We start from the raw sequence: 22,205 nt of genomic DNA on the forward strand, positions 1-22,205 counted from the left end.
CTCTCACGTATTCGATAAGAGGTTTTATGGATGCAAACCGTAGATTAAGAGCCGACGTTTACTGATGTATCATTCGCTGCGTATCTACGTTCTTGCTTTAACAACATCTCATCTAATTCATTGCGTCTCGCTATGAAACCCGCCATTTCTTTCTTAGGGACCGAATTAGCCATCGGGATATTCGCTGTCATCGCATTGACAGCACGATCACGCACCATCAACTCATAGTGAAGATGAGGACCTGTAACGCGTCCTGACTTTCCAGACAAACCAATTTTCTGACCACGCGTTATTTTTTGCCCTTTGCGAACTAAAATTTTGCTCAGATGAAGGTAACGCGTTTTGTAAGTAGTACCGTGCTGGATAACCACATAATTTCCGGCATAGGGGTGTTTACGAGTCATGATCACCGTACCATCACCCGTAGAAAATACCGGAGTACCAACGGGAACACCAAAATCGGTACCGTTATGCGGTGAAACACGCTTGGTTACAGGATGTAAGCGATGTGCATCAAAATTAGAGGTTATTCGGTGGTTTTTCGTTGGGTAACGCTGAAACGCGCGCTGTAGACTGTCCCCATTTTCATCGTAATACTGACCATCGCGGTGCAAGTAAGCCGTGACATTCTTACCACGAGTGAAAATCTTGACCGCTTGAATTTCATTATTACCCGTTAGCTTATCATCAACAAACTGACGAGATTGAACAACTTCAAATTTGTCACCAGCTCGCAGATCCCGCGTAAAATTCAGCTTATCTTTTAACAGAGAAACCATCTGTTCAATCTCAGCACTACCTAACCCTAGCGAATTGACCGACTGAGAAAAACTACCTTGAATTTCACCGACCATGGCAAATTCTTTCCAAACACCAGGAAGGGTAACATTCTTAAACTCGTAGCTACCGTCATCGAGACGTGAATACACCGCACGTTCAACCAAACTAAATTCCAACTCCATTTTGGAAAGAGCAACTCCATTTTGCGCTTTCCAAAACCTTAGAATATTCCCAGGTTTGAGGGTATCTAGTGCTAAGTAGTTTAAATCGGTTTCCATGATTTTCATCAAATCTTGATATTTGAAACCGAGTTGATTGAATATGGTACTTAAATTATCACCGGAGCGAATCTCATATTCGTAATCTGGTAGGTTTTTTACGTCTACCGCATCCGACAAAATCGATCTGACAATTTGGGTTTCTGGGATTGACAGCTCAATACTACGTTGCTGTGAAGTATCCGAAATAGAAGAAGAAATCGCGATGGAAGCAGCTATAATGGGCAAACCTACCACTGAGGTTTTCTTGCGCATTGAAAGCTCAGAAAATCGCATAAGAAGAGAACGAGGAAGCACTATCTACCCTGTTGATTAAGCCAAAAGTGCTCCAAGATTAAGACTTTCTGCTGTAAAAGTCACCTATCACATTGCATTCAGTGATTAAAAAAGGCACCGAGGTGCCTTCGATTAAGTATACATTGACGCGTAAGCAACTACTTACTTATTTGTTATTACTTAAATGCCATCGCAACAAAAATGATAACTTATTGATATGTCGATACTAGGCTGTTGTCCTCTCCAAAACCATTAGCAATATATTGATCAGCCTGAGGATCATTCACCCATTTTTGGTCATCTAACAGATAACGAAATTGAAACTCGGCATCTTTAGGCAAACGTGTTTTGAATTTAAAACAGTTACTTTTCGCCACTTTCTTCATCGGCTCTGGTTGCCAATCAAGAAAATCCGCCACAATAGCGACTGTCGACGACACATCAGCCGCATCCACTTCGAAAGTCACTTCGACTTCCTGTTTTGTTTTAAAAAAACGTTTATTGATCATCTCAAACTCCATCTCAGTATAAAAAACATCCTACAAAGAGGAATCATAAGAAAATAGACTCACATCTACAATACCGAATTGCAATCTGATTAATTTTTTATTCATTAAAGGATAACTTTCTGTTGATTCACCACACTGCTATAGCACTATTCATTGAGGCTGGTTATCCGTCGCTTCTGACTGATTGTCGGTATCTCTGTCATTGCTTGCTCTTTAGTTCGCTTTAAAAGATCAACATCAAATTTAGATTTTTACTGCTGAATTTAACGCCCTCACGTTATACTACGCCACTTCAACTTGAGGGCGTTACCTTGATTTCAAAACTTCCACGCTGGGTAGAATATGGAGCTTTTTTACTCGCAGCACTTGCAGGGACAGTCAACGCCATTGGTTTACTCGGTTTTCAGCATCAATCTATCTCACATTTATCCGGAACCATCACACTACTTGGTACTGGGCTTGAAACTTTTAATGACCAATCTCTTCATTTATTAATGATCGTTGTCAGCTTTATGATGGGCGCCACACTCAGTGGTGTTTTTATTGAAAGTACCGCATTAAAATTAGGCCGACGCTATGGTGTCGCCTTATGCATTGAGGGCTCATTGCTCTTTGCCGCACTTTATGCATTGAACCATGGTTCATTAGCGGGTCATTATTTTGCTTCCGCAGCATGTGGCTTACAGAATGCGATGATCACCACCTTCAGCGGTGCGATTGTACGCACTACACATATGACAGGGATTATTACTGACCTGGGTATCATGATTGGTGCGCGTTTTCGCGGCCAACCTTTCGATTACAGAAAAGCAAAATTGTTCTTGTTTATTGTTTTTGGCTTCTTACTCGGAGGGCTACTCGGCGCTCGTTTCTATACTGTCTATAGCTTAAATGCACTATTGATCCCCGCCTACTTTGCCTTTGCTCTAGCACTGGTTTATTGGTTTTATCTATTTATAAAAAGCGTGATTAAACCCAAAACCAATAGCAACAATTAATCAAACAATGTAACATTTACAAAACAAACAACCAATCCCTAGCTATGCAACAACATTAAAATAATGAATATTTAGCCCAATACAATGAATAGTATTGCAAAGAAAAACAAAGCTAGATACTCTTGCTGACAATGCTTAAATAGGGATGTTTAGTGAATTAATATGCCAGGGAGTTGGCATAAATTGACTAGCGGTAACACGAGAAACATAATGCAAGATAATGCTCAAACTTTAGAATCGCCAACGCAAAATAAGCAAGGCAACTTTTGGATGTTCTTCATCCCTTCTTTGATTGGTCTATTTCTATTTATGGCACCTATCAGCTACGAGGGTGACCTAACTATTCCTGTCGCAGTCCTAGCGAAGTCTATTCAAGCTATTTTGGGTGACTATTTAGTGCCATTGGTTACTATCATCATCGCCTTTATGTCTGTAGCATCGATTGTATGCAAACTTTTCAAACCGACATTTATAACCAAAAGTGCCTTCCTAGATAGCCTATTTAACCCATCCTTACTGTGGCTGGCGGTACGCGTGTTCGGCGGTATTGCGGTGGTTATGACTTATTTCCAAATTGGTCCTGAAGCAATCTGGGAAGAAAACACTGGTGGTCTGGTACTCGAAGGCCTATTGCCGACACTATTTTCAGTCTTCATTTTTGCCGGTTTACTATTACCTTTGCTACTTAATTTCGGCTTATTAGAACTGTTTGGTAGCTTGCTGAGTAAAGTAATGCGTCCAATATTCAACTTACCAGGACGCAGTGCGATCGACTGTATGGCCTCTTGGTTAGGTGATGGTAGTGTCGGTATTTTGCTAACCAGTAAACAATACGAAAATAAATTCTATACCCAACGTGAAGCTGCCATTGTTGGTACCACCTTCTCAGCGGTGTCTATCACTTTTAGTCTGGTTGTAATTGCTCAGGTAAAACTGGAACACCTATTCTTACCTTTTTATGGCACGATCTGTTTAGCTGGTTTCGTTGCAGCCATCATCATTCCTCGCCTGCCGCCACTTAGTTTGAAAAAAGACACTTATATTGACGGTAGCAAACCAGAAAAAGACGCCGATGCAGTTCCCTGTGGGCACACATCATTTTCATGGGGTATGGAACTAGCCTTAGCGAAAGCAAGCCAAGTAAAATCAGCCAAGTCTGTATTTGGCGAAGGCATTCGTAACGCAATGGACATGGTTTTTGGTGTACTTCCAGTTGTTATGGGCTTAGGAACTATCGCGCTAGTCATTGCTGAGTACACCTCTGTATTCTCTATTTTAGGACAACCATTTATCCCATTCTTAGAATTATTAGGCGTACCAGAAGCGGTTCAAGCATCACAAACGATTGTCGTAGGTTTTGCCGATATGTTTATCCCTGCGATTTTGGCTTCTTCTATCGATAATGAAATGACACGCTTTGTTATCGCGGCAATGTCTGTTACCCAGTTGATCTACATGTCTGAAGTAGGTGCATTAATGCTTGGTAGCCGCATTCCTGTCAACGTATTGGAATTGTTTATTATCTTCATTCTACGCACGCTTATTACCTTACCGGTCATTGCTGGTGTCGCGCATCTGATTTTTTAATCTAGATTGAGTTGCAGTACATCCATCGAAAAATCCTCACTTATGTGGGGATTTTTTTGATCTAAACTAAAGTTTGAACTCATTGAATTAACAAAAATATAAATAAAAAGTGATGTCATTGATTAAAATCTCACCTTATACTTTTAGAGGATATAGCAATAATAAAGATAATATAAATTAGGTCATTGATGATGAAATGGATAGCCACCCTACCACTTTTGTGTTTTAGCTTTTTGGCTCACGCTTCGCACTTAACAATCACACTGCCGAATAAACAGGTGGTGACATACTCACTCTCAGAACTTGCAGAAGCTTTACCTAAAGATACCTTTACGACTCAGTTACCTTGGTACCCACAAGCCAATACTTTTACCGGTTTTAAAATTGTTGATTTACTGAACTACCTGAAAGTCGGACATGTATCTTCAGTTTCATTTTTCGCGATCAACGACTATGCAGCCAATATATCAATTGAAGACTTAAGCCGCTATGAGCCCATTATTGCTTACTATATGAATGGTTACGAAATGAAAGTCAGAAATAAGGGACCGTTTTGGTTAGTCTATAATTTGGATAAATATCCACAAATCAACAATGAGGTCTATTACACACATATGGTTTGGCAACTCGAAAAAATAACGATTATCGGCAAATGATGAACTCTGAAAATGATAAAATTTTACATCCCTTCTTATCTCGGGCAAAAACACTGCTAATCGTGTTGTCCGCGGCCTTAATCATTGCCAATTTGTACATACTTTCGACCACTCGGACTTTAGCCAGCTCTTATACTGAACAGAAAAATTACACAACATGGTATCTTTTCCAACTGACTAAAGAATATTCAGAGCTGATCGCTTCAGCGCCTTACGCTTTAGAGTCAAAAGAAAAAATGGATCATATTTGGTTGCAGTATGAGCTGACTTGGAGCCGCTTTGACTTAATCTTAAATAGTAATGAAGGCGACAGTTTCATTAATTTAGATGGCGGACAACACTTTTTTAAAAGCAATTTTGATGATTTTAAAATCTTAGAAAGCTACCTATTAGCCGCTAAAGACCAACCAACATTAGCCCAATTTGAAATACGCGCCAGAGCCATTTATGACCGAATTATTGGCTATGTAAACGAAAGTTTTCGGCTACAAAGCCCCCTTTATCAGGAACAAAAAGCACAGGCCCGCTTGCTAACCCAAATTCAGTTTTTACTGATGTTTTTGACATTCGGTTGTATTGGCTTGGTCAGCTATATTTTTCATAAAGAGGCTTTAGCGCATAGAAAACAAGCGTTAACCGACCCTTTAACTGGACTTGCTAATCGCTTAGCCATGTTTGAAGCGCTGAATCATATTTCATCACAACAGCCCTTTTCTCTCTTTCTGCTTGATTTAAATGGCTTCAAAGAAATCAACGATCAAAATGGCCATAAAGTAGGTGACAGCGTGTTGCAGCAAGTCGCTTTTCGCTTGGAATATTCGCTCCCCACTTTCGAGTATTCCGTATTCCGCATGGGAGGCGATGAGTTTGCTATCGTTATCAACAGCGTAGACGAGACTGAATTGAGCATCATGCAGCGTCATATCAAAGAGTGCTTCCACGAAGATTTTTTCCTTGAAAATGGTACTGTGGGTAGGCTTTCTACCAGCATTGGTATTGCTTCTTTCCCTAAAGATTCAAGCAATATTAACCAGTTAATACATATTGCAGACAAAAATATGTATGCAATGAAGTTTCTACAAAAAAGCCCCTCAATATGAGGGGCAAAGTTACCATCGCTTTATAGTTATAATGAGTTCTTTAATAGACGATTAACCAAAGTCACCATTAACGTAACCCATGGTTCTATCATCTTGTGGATTATTGAAAATTACTTGTGTGTCATTGTGTTCAACTAATTCTCCCATGAGGAAAAAAGCGGTGCGGTCTGAAATACGACGCGCTTGCTGCATAGAGTGAGTGACAATAACAATCGTGTAATTTTTCTTTAACTCTTCCATTAATTCTTCAATTTTATGCGTCGCAATCGGATCCAGCGCTGAAGTAGGTTCATCCATTAAAATAACATCTGGTTCCATCGCAATCGTACGAGCTATACACAAACGCTGCTGTTGACCACCAGAGAGGCCAAAAGCGTGAGACTTTAATCGGTCTTTCACTTCATCCCATAATGCAGCGCCACGCAGCGAACGCTCAACAACATCATCAATATGCTTTTTATCTTTGATTCCTTGAGCACGAAGGCCATAAGCAACATTTTCATAGATACTCATCGGGAATGGATTTGGCTTCTGGAAGACCATACCAACTTTGATACGCAGATCAGATACATCAATATTACCGTAGATATCTTGACCATCCATTGCCAACTTACCGGTGATTTTGACGCCTTCAATTAAGTCGTTCATGCGGTTCAAACAGCGCAATAGTGTTGATTTACCACAACCTGAAGGACCAATCAAAGCGGTGACTTGACGTGTAGGGATTGGCAAATTAATCGCTTTCAGTGCTTGGTTTTCACCGTAAAAAAGATCTAAATTTTCAATATTAAATTTGTTCATTATGCTGTCTCTAAATTCGGTTAATCGTGTTAAGCACGTTGTTTAATAAGAAGCAGTGTTAAATCGCTTGGCGATCAGCTTCGTTACCGTGTTGATCAATAACACGACCACTATCAATACTGTTGCTGTCCCGTAGGCTTGGTTCCATTCTTCTATGGTGAATAGCTCAGTCGTCAGCTTATAAAGGTGAACCGTTAAAGTACGTCCTGAATCTAGCAATGAATCAGGAACACGAGCCACCATACCAGCGGTTAGAAATACAGGGGCAGACTCACCAATCACACGACCAATACTCAGGATGACGGAAGTTAGAATACCTGGCATTGCACTTGGCAAAATAAGACGCCAGATGGTGTAAATCTTAGATGCTCCAAGCCCATATGAGCCTTCACGAAAGGTTTGCGGTACCGCCATTAGAGCTTCTTCGGTGGTACGGATGATCACTGGCAAGATCAAAATACTCAGCGTTAGCGCACCCGACAAAATTGAGAACCCTAAACCCAAGATAACCACAAAGAATGTCATCCCGAACAAACCAAAGATAATAGATGGAATCCCCGCAAGAGACTCGGTACAAAAGCGGATAACTTTAACAAGACGGCTGCCAACTTTAGCGTATTCCGTCAGATAAATTGCCGTCATTATACCCAGTGGCGCGGCAACGGAAATCGATGCAATAACCATGTATATGGTTGAGACGATCATCGGGAAAATACCGTGTTCTTCACCAGTACGCGTGTAATCATCCGATATAAAGTTCCAGTCTACATGCTGTAACCCGTTTGAAAGAATGTACCAAATGATCCAAAATAAAAAACCGACGGTTAGTGCAGCCGCCATCCAGATACAAAATTGCAGTAGGTTGTCTTTTAACTGGCGAGCGCGTTTTAGTTTTACTGTATCCATCGTCATTATCTCGCTTTCTCACGGTTTAAGTAGAGTAGTGCTGCATTAAGCATCATGATGAAAACCAGTAACACTACCCCCGTTGCGTATAACGCATTGGCATGCACACCACTGGCGTATGACATTTCAATCGCAATATTTGCAGTTAGCGTGCGAGCCGAATCTAAAATACCTTCCGGCATCGCTGGTGCGTTACCCATCACCATAATAATCGCCATCGTTTCACCTAAAGCACGACCAATCCCTAAAATGACACCCGTCATAATGCCTGAACGAGCAGCCGGAACGAGTAACTTAAATATAGTAAAAATACTTGAGGCACCTAAGGCTAATGACCCCTCTTTATACGCTCTTGGTACCGCTCGAATAGAGGTTTCAGAGACCGTAATCACCGTAGGTAAAATCATCACACCGAGTACGATAATACCGGCCAAAATAGTATTACCTGCAGGAACTTGAAATACGTTTTGGATCAGTGGAACGATAATGACAAGGCCAAAGAAGCCGTAAACCACTGATGGAATACCAGCTAATAATTCAACCGCAGGACGAATAATATCAGCAAGACGCTTGGGAGCGACCTCCGCGATAAAAATAGCGGTCAGGACACCAACCGGCACACCAACAATAACTGCGCCGAACGTTGATACCACTGAAGCAACAATCATCGTTGCTACACCATAGAGGGCTGGCGGTAGCCAATCTTGTCCGAGGACAATGCCTGTAACACCCACTTCTTGGAAAGCTGGAATACTTTCGCGGAAAATAAAATAAGCAATGATGGCAAGAGAAACAATACCGATAATGGCACTGGTTAAAAATAAGCCGTGGAAGATTCGTTCCTTCCAGTCAACACGCTTTTTCGCACGTAATGTGCGTTTTGATGCTTGCGCAGAGACTCTGTTCATAAGCTTTTCACTATTAGTTGCGATGGTCATATTATCAATCTCACTACTCGACTAATCGAAGTGGATAGAAAAGGCCCAGCCCTAATCAGCGGGCTGAGCAAACTTAGAAATATAGTTTAATTAGTTGATTGAAATGTAATGGTGGCCTTCAACCAACTGCTGAGCTTCTGCTGTAAGCATCCAATCTAAGAATTTTTGTGTTTCTGCAGAGGGTTGGCCTTTTTTGTACAGCACAAGGAAGGGACGAGCGACTTTATAAGAGCCGTTCTTCACATTTTCTACAGAGGCCGGTGTTCCATCAACCGCTAGCGCATGAACGGAACCATCTACCGTGCCTAAAGAGATGTAGCCAATAGCGTAAGGGTTAGATGCCACCATGGTTTTCAAACCACCGTTACCATTGGCAACTTGTGCGCGTTGAGAAATGGCCGAAACAGTTTTACCTGAGATTTTTTTCTTCAGTGACATAATGTCTTCGAAAGCACCACGAGTACCCGATGCCGTATCACGAGTAATTGCGACAATAGGCTTGTCTTCACCACCAACTTGTTTCCAGTTGCTGATTTCACCTTTGTAAATCTCAGAAACTTGCTCTGCGGTCAGGCCTTTCACTTTGTTGCTTGGGTGAACAACGACGGCGATACCGTCACGAGCGACAACTTCTTCAACCAGTGACGCATCTTTTTCTGACTCTTTTAGGCTACGTGAAGACATGCCGATGTCAGCACTGCCATTTTTTGCCGCTTTGATACCTGCAGAAGAACCAGGGCCTTGAACTTCAATAAATACGTCCGAGTTTTTCTTCATGTATGTTTCAGAGAAAACTTCCATCAGTGGAGTAACGCTACTAGAACCAACTGCAGAAATTGTTTCTTTTGCGAAAACTGGGTTAACTGCTAATGCACCTAGAAGAGCGATTGCACCGATTACTGTCTTTTTCATCACAAATTTCCTTAAGAGGCTTTATTGCCGTTGTGTCTTGAACGAAGCTCACTTTAGGACTTAAATATGACAGTTGTGTTTCACTTAGTTGAAAACTAGATGACAGAGTGAAATATTTCCTTAAAGGTAAGGATAACATTGAGCGTTTCGACTGATTACAATCAGTCCACGAAAAAAATAATTATTATAAAACAAAAAGATAAAACAAAAAGATAAAACAAAACCAACGATAGAGAACTCATAAAAAACAAGTACAACACCGCGATAAATAATCAATGATGCAGATACCTAACATATTCATAAAATACAAAAAAACCGCCACAACGGCGGTTTTTTAAACATTGCTGACGGCAAATTACTCATCGTCGACTTTAGGTGCCACTTTCTTTTTCGGTACAAATACCGCATCACCGACCGCCACATTTTGATAAAATGTTTTATCACGTTTAATCGGCTTCTTGTCTGTTTGCTTCGCTTTTGGTTTCGCAGTTTTACTCTTCGCAGAATGATTTTTCTTGAAAGCAGGTTTACGCGGTTTTAAACCTGTAAATTTACCTTTAAGTCCTTCAAACACTGAAAATTCAATATCTTGTTGTAAGAATGCTTCGACACGTTTGAAGCTATCCCAATCTTTAGGACCCACTAATGAAATAGCATCACCTTTATTGCCCGCACGCCCCGTACGACCAACACGGTGCACGTATTCCTCTGTGTGTTTTGGCATATCAAAGTTGATAACATGAGTCACGTTAGCAATATCTAACCCGCGCGAAGCCACATCTGTTGTCACCAAAATTTTGAACACAGCACGTTCAAACTGGCTCATGATGGTATTACGTTGCGTTTGATTCAAGTTACCACTTAAAGCGATGGCTTTCAGTTTCTGTTCGTTCAGTTTTTCAGTTAGACGATCGGTGTCAGCACGCGTCGCGGTGAAGATAATCACCTGACGGTACTCCGCTTCTTCTAACGCTCGCTCTAGCAACGCTTCTTTATGATCTAAGTGATCACACAGATAAAACTTTTGGGTGATATCTTTATGCTCTTCATTGGCAACACCAATTGAAATACGCTTCGGCTCTTTGAGAAGTTCAGTACCGAAATCATTAACTTGGCCATGATCTAGTGTTGCAGAGAACATTAATGTCTGGCGACGACGGTGGTTGGCCGCATTGTGAATGCGTCGTAACTCAGGTGAAAAACCGAGATCAAGCATGCGGTCAGCTTCATCTAAGATCAGCGTATCCAAACCATCCAAACGCAAAGAACGATGCTCTAGGTGGTCAGCTAAGCGTCCTGGAGTCGCAACGATAAAGCGTGGATAACGGCGCAAAGCTTTAACTTGATCATTGAAGTTTTCACCACCAACAATTAACGCAGCTTCATAGCTTAAACCACTCAACATGGTACGCAGTTCACCGTAAACTTGTTTGGCTAACTCACGAGTAGGTGCAAGAATAAGCGCTCTAGGATCTTTGGCAGACAGTGCTTTGGTCTTCAGAGATTTATGCAGCATAGGTAAAACGAAAGCTAACGTTTTGCCTGAACCAGTCTTAGAGGATGCCAACAAGTCTTTACCCATAATAGCGACTGGTATCGCTTTTTGTTGGATCCCTGTCGCCTGCTTAAAGTCATAATGTTTAAGTGTCTTCAACAAACGATTATCTAAGCCTAAATCTTTAAACTGCAAAGGATTCTCCAAAAATTGTATGATTGCCGCAATATTGTGGGCAAGAGGTCAAAATGAAAACGCAATATGATAGCGCGAAAGGTGCTTAAATAGATAGAGATCACATAAAAATAATCAGCATCCGATAACGTAGCAACGATACTCAATCAGCAACCGTTGCAAGGGTGCTCCAATAATTTAAATGCCAATCAAATAGATAAAACGCTCTTAATTATGAGACATTGCTTTCATTAACCAGCACCAAATTGAAATTCTTGGATTATTTTGACGTTCATCTAGTGTGTGAACGTTAAAATTGCGTCTACAATTGAATACGTCACTATATGATGTTTTAGAAAAGTATAGGGCGTTATAGGTAATTATCTTACAAACAAGGAGTTCATAATGAACAAAATGTTAATTGCAGCGGCAGCGTCTTCTGTACTTCTACTTGCTGGTTGTGCATCTGGCCCTGAAGAAGAAATGGCTAAAATGGACGAACTTACTAACAAAGTTAGTGAGCTAAGTGACCAAATCTCAGCACTACAGAGCGAACAATCTATGCTCGCTTCTAAAGTAAACCAAGCTGCTGATGCTTCCGCAGCGGCGCAAGAAGAAGCGGCTCGTGCTAATGAGCGTATCGATAACATTGCTCAGTCATACACTAAATAATCACGTCGACTAAGTGATTACATTGTTATCAAAAGGCCTGTTTCAAAGCAGGCCTTATTACTACCCCAAACAACTTAAAGTTGCAGGTAGACAGCAAGTGAGTACATCCCCATGAGCAGAGATAAACTATGTGGTTGGAGTGAGCGAACGTAGCCAACACCGCCGCTATATTTTAATAGATAACCTCAAAGAAATCTGGCGCTACAATCTCAACCGGCACGCCATTTTGTGCCAGTATTACTGCTCTTGCCTTTGCATCGGACTGACCAAACTCCTCTAACCACCAACTGAGTTCTTGTGGGATAACTAACGCCTTTTTACTGCCATTGCTACGGGTTAATGGTTCATGAGCTTCAAGAAAAACACTGCGATCGGGCTCTAACGCCACCTTTATTGGTTCGTCAATCACTCGAACTTTTTCACCACGTTGCACTTGATTAAAAAGCCATTCAATATCCTTTGGATCCATACGGATGCACCCTGAACTCACCCGCAAACCGATACCAAAATCTTTATTGGTGCCGTGAATGAGGTAGTCACCAGCACCATATGCCAAACGTAGTGCATACTCACCTAGGGGATTATCGGGACCAGCTGGTACTACAGCAGGAAGCTCTATACCTTTTTCTTGATATTCTTTGCGTATCGATTGAGGTGGCGTCCATGTTGGGTTTGGGCGTTTTTGACTAATAGAGGTTTCCATCTCTGGCGTATCACGGCCAATTCGACCAATACCGACAGGGAAAATGTGTACCTTGCGAATGTCAGGCTCAAAATAATACAAACGCAGTTCAGCTAAGTTGATCACTATCCCTTCGTAAGGGACATGTGGCAGAATAATTTGTGACGGAATGGTTAACACAAAATCTTGCTGTGGCAAGAAAGGATCAACCCCTTTATTCGCAGCCATTAAAGACAAAAAGCCAATATCGTATTGTTTGGCAATTTCAGCTAACGTTTCACCTTTCTCAACCACATGGTATTGAGTGCGCCCAACTAAACTGCTGCCATCGGCAGGAAAGTCGTAAGACGCAGCAAATAGCGCAGAGTTTAACCCCCAACAGCAACAAAACATAAGTAGCTTACGTAACATGGTGATCAGTTATCCTTAGCTTCTTTATAAAGTCTCAAGGTTATCTCTCTTTCTACTTTGTGATCAACCATTGGCGCTGGATATGACAATGAGTTGACAGCAGGTGACTTCCACGGAGTATGAATAAGCTGATTGCTCAACGACGCAAGTTCTGGCACCCAGTGACGAATAAACGTTCCTTGTGGATCAAATCGCTCACCTTGACTGGTTGGATTAAAAATCCGAAAGTAAGGTTGGCCATCGCATCCCGTTGAAGCACACCACTGCCAGCCACCATTGTTTGCTGCATAATCGCCATCAACAAGCATTTGCATAAAGTAGCGCTCACCCAGTCGCCAATCAATGTGTAAATCCTTGGTTAAAAAGCTTGCAACAACCATTCTTAATCGGTTGTGCATCCAGCCAGTTTGGTTTAGTTGGCGCATCGCTGCGTCAACGATTGGAAATCCAGTTTGCCCCAACTTCCAACGTTCAAATGCTGCGGGATTATCCCACCATTCAAGCTGGGATCCCCACACTACGAAATCTTTGCTTTTACACAAATCCGGTCTGAACACAATGAGATGTTGATAAAATTCACGCCATACCAGTTCACTAAGCCAGGTTTGAGCACCTTCAGATAATACGCCGCTGTACGACTCAGCGTATAATCTCGCCATACATTGACGTGCAGAAAGAGCACCAATCGCGAGGTAGGGAGAAAGAGAACTCGTCGACTCCCTAGCAGGGAAATCACGCTCTTGCTGATAATTCTCGACTCTATCACGACAAAATTGTCTTAATTGCCCACGTATGGAATCAAAATCCACAGCCCAGTGCTCACTGCTAATACGCGTAAAAGAAAATACGCACTGATCTCCCCACAACTCCTTGGCATATTGCTTTGGGTTGGCATGACGCGCAGCCGGCTTAGCTGAAACAATTTGGGGAATTGTCACCTGTGATAACCAAGCACGCTTAAAAGGAGTAAATACTTTGAAGTGCTCGCCTTGTTTATTAATAACACTACGCGGAGCCAGAATGCACTTATCATCAAATTCACTCCAATTAATATCGCTTTGCCCGCATAACGTTCTCGCGCTTAAATCACGTGCCAATTCGTTGATTTCGTAATCTCGATTGACCACAACCTCATCAACGTTTAGCTGCTGTGCGAGATCAACCACAGTTTGCGACGCCTGCGTATAGTTGCCCACTTCACGATAAAGCAACGGAATGTTCAGTACTTCCAGTTCGCGTTGAAGTTCAAATAAACGGCGGTAGATAAAATCTGCCTGCATAGGGGCCATATGATGTTTTTGCCACTGCGTTGGTGTCGCGACAAATACTGCAATCACAGGCTCACCTGAATTGATGGCATAGTTCAACGCTGTATTATCAACGGCACGCAAATCACGCCGCAACCATATTAGTTTCATGCTACATCCTTGAACTTTTACGTAAGGGAAGTGTGTAAACGACAGATCACTTCAGACAGAGATAGCTTATTAGCTAACTGCTGCTGTAATTTTTCTAACGCGTTGATTTGGTGATCAGGCAAAGAGCGATTTGCAAAAACTGCAATGTGTTGGTAAGAAGGTAAAGCCTCATGACCAACCAGAGCGGTGATGTCTTCAACACCGTCTAACACCGTCACGTTATAGCCCGCTTCAGACTTACTCACAAACCACAACCAAGCCAAAATACTGGACATAGGATCAAGACTGACACACAAGCACTTACCTTTAGTCGCCGCTTTATTTTCTGACTCAATAATTGAACTTAATTTGCTGATCATTAGTGATTGAAACAACCCTTTATGTAAGGTACGTAATGGGCCTTTTACTCGTTCAAGCGCATCGATCATTGGGAATACAAACTGCTGTTCAACAATATCCAGCGGGTACTCTTTTAATACCGTCGCAATAGTCGATTCGGCTTTACCTTTATTGAGTTCTACTAATGCCTGCAGAAGGGTTTCTTGTTCTTGTAGCTCAACTTGCTCGCTCGGCAGATCTTGGTGAAGATTTTCACTTCCTTCAAGCAGTGCACTGACTTTGCCAATAGAAACGCCTTTCGCAAGCCAACCTTGAATAACTCGGATGGTCGCGATGTTCTCCTCAGAATAAAGGCGATGCCCTTTTTCAGTTCGTTTCGGCTGAATGAGGTGATAGCGCCGCTGCCACGCTCGTAACGTAACGGGCTTAACCCCTGTAATATCGGCAACTTCTCTAATTGCGTAAAGTTTTGCTGTCATCGTTTACAGTCCATAACGTAGTCTTAATTGTTGCGGATAAGGTTCAAAGTAATGCTGCTGCTCTAGATATCCATCTGGGTACATTTTCAGGTAATGCTTGAGTAAAGTCAGCGGCGCTAACAACGGCAACAGACCCGTGCGGTAATCATCAATTACTTGTGCCAATTCCGCCTTTTGTTCTTTAGTTAAAGAGCGTTTGAAATAACCTTGAAGGTGCATAAGAACATTGGTGTTATTTTTGCGGCTGGCTCTGTTTTTGAGCGCTTCCATCAAACCCAAGCGGTATTCATTAATAAAGTCTTGAGGTTGGTACTGTTTAATATTGGCCACTAAACGACCTAACTCTTTGTATGACTCAGGGTGATGCGCCATTAAAGTGAGCTTGTAGCGAGAATGAAATGCGACAACCTTGCCGGGTGTAGCCTGTTCACCCATCGATTGATAAAAGTCATGCAAACAATAAACACGAGTGATGAAATTCTCTCTCAACACGGGGTCATGTAAGCGTCCATCTTCTTCAACGGGTAACCACGGCATCTTGCGCATTAAAGTCTCGGTATATAGCCCAACCCCTTCTTTGTCAGCCCGTTGATGTTTGTACACTTTTACTCGTTCCATACCGCAAGTCGGCGATTTTGCACAGACGATATAACCACATAAATTCATCGGTTCAAGCTCATCAACTTTTCGCTCTGAAAATTCATACATACTTTGGGTATAGTCTTTGCTCGCGTCTTTGGTTTCAACCAAAGCAACCCGTTCTTCATTAGAGACAAGACGAATCGTTGGTCGCGGGACACTCAAGCCAATCCCCACTTCTGGACATACTGGTACAAAAGAGAAATAACTCGACAGCTCTTGCGTGACAAATACGCTTGCTTTGTGACCGGAATCAAAACGTACATTCTCGCCAAGTACACAAGCACTGATACCGATACGAATTTCTGAATTACTCATAGCCACCCTCATAGATAATAGGTATACAAAAACATTTCTTGTATAACTTATAGCACAACAAAACTAAACTATACAAAAAAAAATATTGTACAAATAAAGAAAACGTTTACTCAAATCGATTGCCTTAGCACTTTCAACATTTTTGGTTATCAATGGAGTTAGATAAGATGATAAGAACCCATTTTGTGACCAAGTTCTCAAGGAGCCTTATTTTGTAAGGCTAGTATTGCCTCAACGAAAAATGACAAATTCAACAGAATTGGTAATATCATTGATTACCACTGATGAGCACTAACTCAGAAACCTTGGAGTAATAACTATGGCAACCCCACACATTAATGCACAAGCTGGTGATTTCGCTGAAACAGTCCTAATGCCGGGCGATCCACTACGTGCAAAATACATCGCTGAAACATTTCTAGATGACGCTAAACAAGTCTGTGATGTACGTAATATGTTTGGTTACACAGGAACTTATAAAGGTAAAAAAGTATCGGTAATGGGCCATGGTATGGGTATTCCATCATGCTCTATTTACGTTCATGAGCTTATCTCTGAATATGGTGTAAAAAACATTATTCGTGTTGGTAGCTGTGGCGCGGTTCGTGATGACGTCAACCTGATGGACATCGTGATTGGCATGGGTGCTTCTACCGATTCAAAAGTAAACCGTATCCGTTTCAATAACCACGATTTTGCAGCGATTGCTGACTATGGCCTTCTTGAAGCAGCAGTAAACCAAGCACGTGAGCAAAAGGTTCCAGTCAAAGTTGGCAACGTATTCTCTGCTGATTTGTTCTACACACCTGAAGGTGATTTGTTCGAGAAAATGAACAAACTTGGCATTTTGGGCGTTGATATGGAAGCAGCTGGTATCTATGGCGTAGCCGCTGATCTTGGTGCAAAGGCACTGACCATTCTAACGGTTTCTGACCATATCATTCGTGGTGAAAAATTAAGCTCAGAAGATCGTCAAACTTCATTCAACGATATGATGAAAGTCGCTCTAGAGACCGCCATCAATATCTAATTTAATTTGCAGTATTGTGCTGCCAAGACAACTTGGCAGCCCTAAATTACCCCGAGGGGGCGATCGTGTCTAACGACCAACTACCCAAGGACGCAGATGGTTTACAACTCAACTTTTGTAAAACATTGGCGTGTGACAACTTTGGCTTGAGCGCAGCAGAACGGTATGTCCTGCAACACGTGAACCCGAAACGTCCAACGATGGTTTGTCGTGAATGTGGAGCTTTCCCCCCCTTACTTAACAATCGTGAAGTGTTAAATGAGTTACACCGTTTAAGACAACTTCATAGCGATGGTTTGCCTGCCTGCCGTAACCCTGACTGTGTCAATACAGGCCTATCAGTTCATACCCATAAACATCTCTACCATGCCTTTGGCTACAGTGGTGACCGCCAACGTTATCGTTGCAAAGAGTGTCATTCAACCTTCGTCGATAAATGGTCAGGAGCCAATAAAAAACTGGCTTTCCAAGAGACACTACTCGGTTTACTTTTCATGAGCTATTCGGTTCGTGAAATCTGCCGCAAGCTGGCTATTAACCCCAAAACCTTCTACGACCATGTTGATCACATTGCGAGCCGTTGTCGTCGAAAACTGGCGATGATCGATGCGCGCTGGGTTAACCATGCGACCCACTATGAGCTAGCATCTCACTACATCCCGTTGCAACCGAATAGCAATAATGGGGTGCTATGGTTTGCCACTGGCGAGGCAAACTCCGGTTATATCCTTTGCCAACATGTCAATTATTCAGCGAAAGAAGAGCCCGAGGGCTCGCTTGATCACAACCCTTATGAATACCCAGCTCGGTTTGTATCTCGAGAGCACTCATCTGAAGCTAACATGCCGACGCCGCAACCTTCTCCACTATTGCGAGAACGTATTGATCAAAAATATCAAACTATTTTAGCACGCGGCAATGTCGAAGACCCTATGGGAAACTTGACAGTGTTTAACTATCCATCCAAAGGAGCACTGATCCGCCCTCCCTACACTTCATATGCTCATTTTCTGCACATTTTAGACATGTGTGCCATAGATAAACGCGTATCTATTTATATGCCTCAAGATCCTGTGTTGCGATCTGCGGCATTGAGTGTTTGTCTGTCGAGAATAAAGCGTCAAAATATTGACTTAATGTATGTTGAAGAAGATCACCAATGGCAGAATGGGATACCCTTTGGCAAAATCGATATTGTGCATATGGGGTGGTGGCGAGACCGCTGGGCAATAACCAATCAATCATCAGCCTCCAAAGGCGTCTGCTATTTGGCCGGAGACACCCCCGAGCCAGAAGCTTGGCTATCTAGGGCTTCCATTAAACAAACTGAATTTTATCAGCAACGATTCCAATTGCTGTTCGAAACCTTTATCAATGAGCCTAGGCGTAAACTTCGCCCCGGAGGCTTACAACCCATGCTGGATATATTCCGAGCTTGGCACAATCTGTGCTACCAAGATAAACATGGATTTACTGCCGCACAGAATCTGGGGCTGACTAAACATCCACTCACATTAAAAGAGCTGCTATCATAAATTTGTCCATCACAGACTGTGAAGTAGCACCAATTATTGCTGAGCCGGTAGCTAAAGTAACAGATTTGCGATAAGTAAATAGTGCGATTTGGTGACAGCTTCATATAATGAAACTGTGATTAAAGCTTTTTACTCTTAAGGATCAGCCAGTTTGGATAAGAGTCAGTATCTTCTCGAGATAGAATTAGAACAGCTTAAAGCCCGCATTGAAGCTGAGCCTGAGAAGGTATTGATTGTTGCGGAGCAATGTTTATTGCGTGCTCAACAGATCATTTTTCCCGAAGGCGTTATCCAATCTCTTATCGTGATGTCACGTTGCGCTTGGAATGCCATGGACTATCGCAATGGTTTAAAGTACATCAAAGAAGCGCTGGTTAGGCAGAATAGCCTTGATACTGATGACCACCTGCCTGAAATTCTTCACCTTCACGCCCTCAATTTATGGGGGCAAGCTAAGTACTACACCGCTCAACAATATTGGATTAACGCTCTAGAACAATCAGCGTTAGTGGATGAAATTGAGATCCAAATTGAGTGCTTGATTGGGCTGGGTAATGTCTGGCGCATCACCAATGAATATAAGCTTGCCTGTTCAACTCATGAATTAGCCGTAAAAGTGGCGAACAATGCGCGCATTGGCTGGCTTGAGGGTAAAGCGCGAATTTTATAGGCTTGGGATCTCTACTTACTCAACCAATATGTTGATATGTTAACGGTGCTTGATGGCGCCGAAGAAGTTCTAAAAGGGAATTCGAACAAAACATGGCAAGCAGAAGTCTGGGATTTTCGTGGACTAGCGATGCTTGGTCTTGAGCGAATTGAAGATGCTGAAAACGCCACCTACAAGGCGCACGAACTGGCCGTACAACATAATCTGGTGTGGATGAAAGCTCACTCGTTTATCAGCAGAGCACGCCTTGAACTGCTTAGGAAAAACCCCGAGCAAGCCACAGAACTTCTTATCCAAGCCGAAGTGTCAGCCTCTTCTTTTGATCACGGTGAATTGCTTTCACAAATATGCTACCAACAATCTTTAGTTGCAGAACAACGTGGTGATTTTAAAGCCTCACTGGCCGCGTTTAAAAAGTATCGCCACTTCTCTATTGACATGCTGCGCGAGCAAACCTCACGGGTTGGTTTAGACAAAGCCAGAGCCTCCAAACGGCAACTCGAACAGCGAGCGCGCAAACTCATTAATCGTATTCGCGGTCAACATGAATACGACCCCGAAAAACACCTATCAAACGTAGTTTCAGAAACATATTGGTGGGAACAGTTGATGTTATTTAAAACTGAGCTGAAACATTCCAACCATTCCATTATCGTGATAGTGCATAATGACCCACTGTATCTTGATGTTTGTACTGAAATTGCTCATTCGCTGTGTAACAAGAAAGACTTGGTGTCACGCTTGAGCAGTGAACGGTTAGGTCTATTACTCGCCGACAAAGGCGACACAGCACTCAATGTTTTTCATGTACTTGCCAAAATGATAGAAATTTATCCTTGGATGAGAAAAGGATTAACCGGCCCACTGCCTAAAGTGATGTTCCAAGACATATTGAGTTTCCCATTCACACTAGAACAACTCGAAGAAAGCCAACCTCAGGAATGGTCACATGGAAGAACTACTCAATAAAATTCAAGATACTGGCTTAGATGCAACATCTGTATCCGGAGAAGAGGCCATTATTTTCTGGAATCATGTACGTCAACACGTTGCCACCACGCCAAAAGAAAAAGCCTTAAGCTATATTATCAGTGCCGACTATCGCGCCGAACTACACCAACCCATGGCAAGTATTGAAGAGCTAAAAAAAGCCCTTGAGTTACTTGAACTACCTAAAGATGCGCATATTATTTTATCGGTTAAAAACAGCTTAAGTGAGCGTTTAGTGGACAGTGGTGACTATACTGCTGCTCTCAGTGAGTATGTATCATCATCAAATATTGCTGTCGATAACGGCTATATTGATGAATACGTAATGGCAATACTAGGGATGGGCAACCTTTGTGATGCTTATGGTGAACACAGCCGCGCACTGCGTTACTATCAAAAAGTCGACAGTATTGATCACGCCATTTCTAGCCGTTCCTTAAGGCTTCGCTATAAGCTCTATATGTTGGCGTGTTACATCAACCTAAACCGGCTTTCAGCCGCCAACGATCTAATCAAAGAGTGTGAAGAGCTCAGCATTCTAGTCAGCGATAAGATCCTCACAGGCCAAATATTGCTTTACCAAGCGAAATTGTATCTTCACCAAAATCAAGTCGATAAGGCCTTGATGACACTGGCGAGCGTGCAATACAGCGCAGGCAATGTCAATTCAACTTGGTTGTCGAATATGATCCGAATTGAGACAGCAAACTGCTTGGCGAGAATTGGCAAATCTCATATTGCCGAGATGCTACTAGCAAGCACGGATAAACGCCTACAACGTCATACCTCACCGGTGATAGCAAAACAGTTATATCAGGCATTTAGCGCAATTTGCGAACACCAAGAGCTATATCAAGCCGCCCTGTCATATGAGAAAAAAAGTTTTCGCATCGAAACGGATCTTATGAAGAATATTCCTATCGGTGAACTCGGAGCTAACCAGTTGCGCCGTTTATCGCGCTTTGAACTTCAACTGAAACTGATTCTATCTGAGATTGAAAACCGAGAATTAAAGGAAACCACAGAAAGCCAAAAAAATACAGTGGCGCAATTACAGCAAGATGTCTTTACCGATCCTCTCACTGGCTTGCACAACCGCCGCTGGTTAGACGTAAAATTGAAAGACCTGTTACTGCATGAAAAATCGTTCGCTTTTCTTGTAATTGATATTGACCACTTTAAATCAATCAATGATGAACTGAGTCACTTAGTGGGTGATAAAGCGATTGTCAGTGTGTCACATGAATTAAAAAGTTACTTCAAATTCAGAGGGTCATCCTGTGTACGTTTTGGTGGCGAGGAATTCCTTGTCATTTTAGAGGATACGTCGCTCGATCAAGCCGAAATGCACGCAGAAAATTACCGAGAGCGGATATATCAATTTGGCTGGCATGATATTTTAGGTGAACGGGGCTTAACTGTTAGTATTGGTATTACATTACATCGTGAAGGGGAAAATACGCAGCGCACTTTCTACCGTGCAGACAAAGCCTTATACCGTGCCAAGGCCAATGGGCGCAATCAAGTATGTACCGAATAACCATATGCATACAGGTCCAATTATTTGTTTATACTAAAGTAAGTTTTATCTGACCATTCATGGAATGAACTT

Annotated in this window: 19 protein-coding genes and 1 pseudogene; 9 read left to right on the forward strand and 11 right to left on the reverse strand. The window is 42.2% G+C overall.

The window, feature by feature from the left end:
* Positions 1-44 precede the first annotated feature (44 nt).
* Both HGG78_RS14320 and HGG78_RS14325 read right to left on the reverse strand, forming a co-directional pair.
* Entirely contained in the window at positions 45-1,355 is a 1,311-nt protein-coding gene (locus HGG78_RS14320) for a peptidoglycan DD-metalloendopeptidase family protein (protein WP_172533296.1), read from the reverse strand.
* A gap of 188 nt (positions 1,356-1,543) precedes the next feature.
* Positions 1,544-1,843 carry an isoamylase early set domain-containing protein gene (locus tag HGG78_RS14325; protein ID WP_053311665.1) on the reverse strand — a complete coding sequence of 100 codons (300 nt, stop codon included), beginning with the start codon at positions 1,841-1,843 and terminating at the stop codon, positions 1,544-1,546.
* Between the two features lie 311 nt (positions 1,844-2,154).
* Here HGG78_RS14325 and HGG78_RS14330 point away from each other — a divergent pair, with 311 nt between their 5' ends.
* The 4 genes from HGG78_RS14330 to HGG78_RS14345 all read left to right on the forward strand — a co-directional run bounded on the left by HGG78_RS14330 (position 2,155) and on the right by HGG78_RS14345 (position 6,184).
* Positions 2,155-2,841 (forward strand): YoaK family protein, encoded by a 687-nt coding sequence (locus HGG78_RS14330; protein ID WP_171980654.1) that lies wholly within the window; start codon positions 2,155-2,157, stop codon positions 2,839-2,841.
* 210 nt (positions 2,842-3,051) lie between these two features.
* Positions 3,052-4,428 carry a YjiH family protein gene (locus tag HGG78_RS14335; RefSeq protein ID WP_053311663.1) on the forward strand — a complete coding sequence of 459 codons (1,377 nt, stop codon included), beginning with the start codon at positions 3,052-3,054 and terminating at the stop codon, positions 4,426-4,428.
* Positions 4,429-4,619: 191 nt separating this feature from the next.
* Positions 4,620-5,084 carry a putative pterin-binding protein gene (locus tag HGG78_RS14340; RefSeq protein WP_171375549.1) on the forward strand — a complete coding sequence of 155 codons (465 nt, stop codon included), beginning with the start codon at positions 4,620-4,622 and terminating at the stop codon, positions 5,082-5,084.
* The gene (locus HGG78_RS14345; RefSeq protein ID WP_053311735.1) at positions 5,084-6,184 is read left to right on the forward strand and encodes a GGDEF domain-containing protein; all 1,101 of its coding nucleotides are present in this window, start codon (positions 5,084-5,086) and stop codon (positions 6,182-6,184) included. Before HGG78_RS14340 ends, HGG78_RS14345 begins: the two co-directional genes overlap by 1 nt.
* A gap of 51 nt (positions 6,185-6,235) precedes the next feature.
* Here the strand turns inward: HGG78_RS14345 and pstB are convergent, their stop codons facing one another.
* The 5 genes from pstB to HGG78_RS14370 form a co-directional block, all read right to left on the reverse strand.
* Entirely contained in the window at positions 6,236-6,985 is a 750-nt protein-coding gene (gene pstB / locus HGG78_RS14350) for a phosphate ABC transporter ATP-binding protein PstB (protein ID WP_053311661.1), read from the reverse strand.
* A gap of 42 nt (positions 6,986-7,027) precedes the next feature.
* Positions 7,028-7,891, reverse strand: coding sequence for a phosphate ABC transporter permease PstA (gene pstA / locus HGG78_RS14355; RefSeq protein ID WP_053311734.1), 864 nt, complete (start codon positions 7,889-7,891; stop codon positions 7,028-7,030).
* A gap of 5 nt (positions 7,892-7,896) precedes the next feature.
* Complete coding sequence (gene pstC / locus HGG78_RS14360; RefSeq protein WP_053311660.1) at positions 7,897-8,829, reverse strand: phosphate ABC transporter permease subunit PstC; 933 nt, start codon at positions 8,827-8,829, stop codon at positions 7,897-7,899.
* A gap of 90 nt (positions 8,830-8,919) precedes the next feature.
* Entirely contained in the window at positions 8,920-9,741 is an 822-nt protein-coding gene (locus HGG78_RS14365) for a phosphate ABC transporter substrate-binding protein (protein ID WP_168524439.1), read from the reverse strand.
* Positions 9,742-10,096: 355 nt separating this feature from the next.
* Complete coding sequence (locus tag HGG78_RS14370; protein WP_172533297.1) at positions 10,097-11,443, reverse strand: DEAD/DEAH box helicase; 1,347 nt, start codon at positions 11,441-11,443, stop codon at positions 10,097-10,099.
* Between the two features lie 372 nt (positions 11,444-11,815).
* Between HGG78_RS14370 and HGG78_RS14375 the strand changes: the two genes are divergently transcribed.
* Positions 11,816-12,082, forward strand: coding sequence for an Lpp/OprI family alanine-zipper lipoprotein (locus HGG78_RS14375; protein ID WP_053311657.1), 267 nt, complete (start codon positions 11,816-11,818; stop codon positions 12,080-12,082).
* Positions 12,083-12,254: 172 nt separating this feature from the next.
* Here HGG78_RS14375 and HGG78_RS14380 read toward each other — a convergent pair whose 3' ends face one another.
* The 4 genes from HGG78_RS14380 to HGG78_RS14395 are packed head-to-tail and all read right to left on the reverse strand — an operon-like array spanning position 12,255 to position 16,368.
* Complete coding sequence (locus HGG78_RS14380; RefSeq protein ID WP_172533298.1) at positions 12,255-13,175, reverse strand: L,D-transpeptidase family protein; 921 nt, start codon at positions 13,173-13,175, stop codon at positions 12,255-12,257.
* A 5-nt stretch (positions 13,176-13,180) separates the two neighbouring features.
* The gene (gene phrB, locus HGG78_RS14385) at positions 13,181-14,593 is read right to left on the reverse strand and encodes a deoxyribodipyrimidine photo-lyase (RefSeq protein ID WP_172533299.1); all 1,413 of its coding nucleotides are present in this window, start codon (positions 14,591-14,593) and stop codon (positions 13,181-13,183) included.
* Between the two features lie 17 nt (positions 14,594-14,610).
* Positions 14,611-15,411, reverse strand: a complete 801-nt coding sequence (locus HGG78_RS14390; RefSeq protein WP_053311654.1) for a MerR family transcriptional regulator — start codon at positions 15,409-15,411, stop codon at positions 14,611-14,613.
* 3 nt (positions 15,412-15,414) lie between these two features.
* On the reverse strand, positions 15,415-16,368 hold the full coding sequence (locus HGG78_RS14395; protein ID WP_053311653.1) for a YbgA family protein: 954 nt from the start codon (positions 16,366-16,368) through the stop codon (positions 15,415-15,417).
* Between the two features lie 319 nt (positions 16,369-16,687).
* Between HGG78_RS14395 and deoD the strand changes: the two genes are divergently transcribed.
* From deoD to HGG78_RS14415, 4 genes and pseudogenes are all read left to right on the forward strand, one after another.
* Entirely contained in the window at positions 16,688-17,398 is a 711-nt protein-coding gene (deoD, locus tag HGG78_RS14400) for a purine-nucleoside phosphorylase (RefSeq protein WP_053311652.1), read from the forward strand.
* 65 nt (positions 17,399-17,463) lie between these two features.
* On the forward strand, positions 17,464-18,933 hold the full coding sequence (locus HGG78_RS14405; RefSeq protein ID WP_172533300.1) for an IS1 family transposase: 1,470 nt from the start codon (positions 17,464-17,466) through the stop codon (positions 18,931-18,933).
* A 151-nt stretch (positions 18,934-19,084) separates the two neighbouring features.
* Positions 19,085-20,572: pseudogene (locus HGG78_RS14410) on the forward strand (hypothetical protein).
* Positions 20,553-22,133, forward strand: a complete 1,581-nt coding sequence (locus HGG78_RS14415; protein ID WP_172533301.1) for a diguanylate cyclase — start codon at positions 20,553-20,555, stop codon at positions 22,131-22,133. The pseudogene HGG78_RS14410 and the gene HGG78_RS14415 overlap by 20 nt, the downstream one beginning before the upstream one ends.
* The last annotated feature ends 72 nt before the right edge of the window (positions 22,134-22,205 follow it).

It is taken from the genome of Vibrio aestuarianus, assembly GCF_012395185.1.
Classification (GTDB): domain Bacteria; phylum Pseudomonadota; class Gammaproteobacteria; order Enterobacterales; family Vibrionaceae; genus Vibrio; species Vibrio aestuarianus.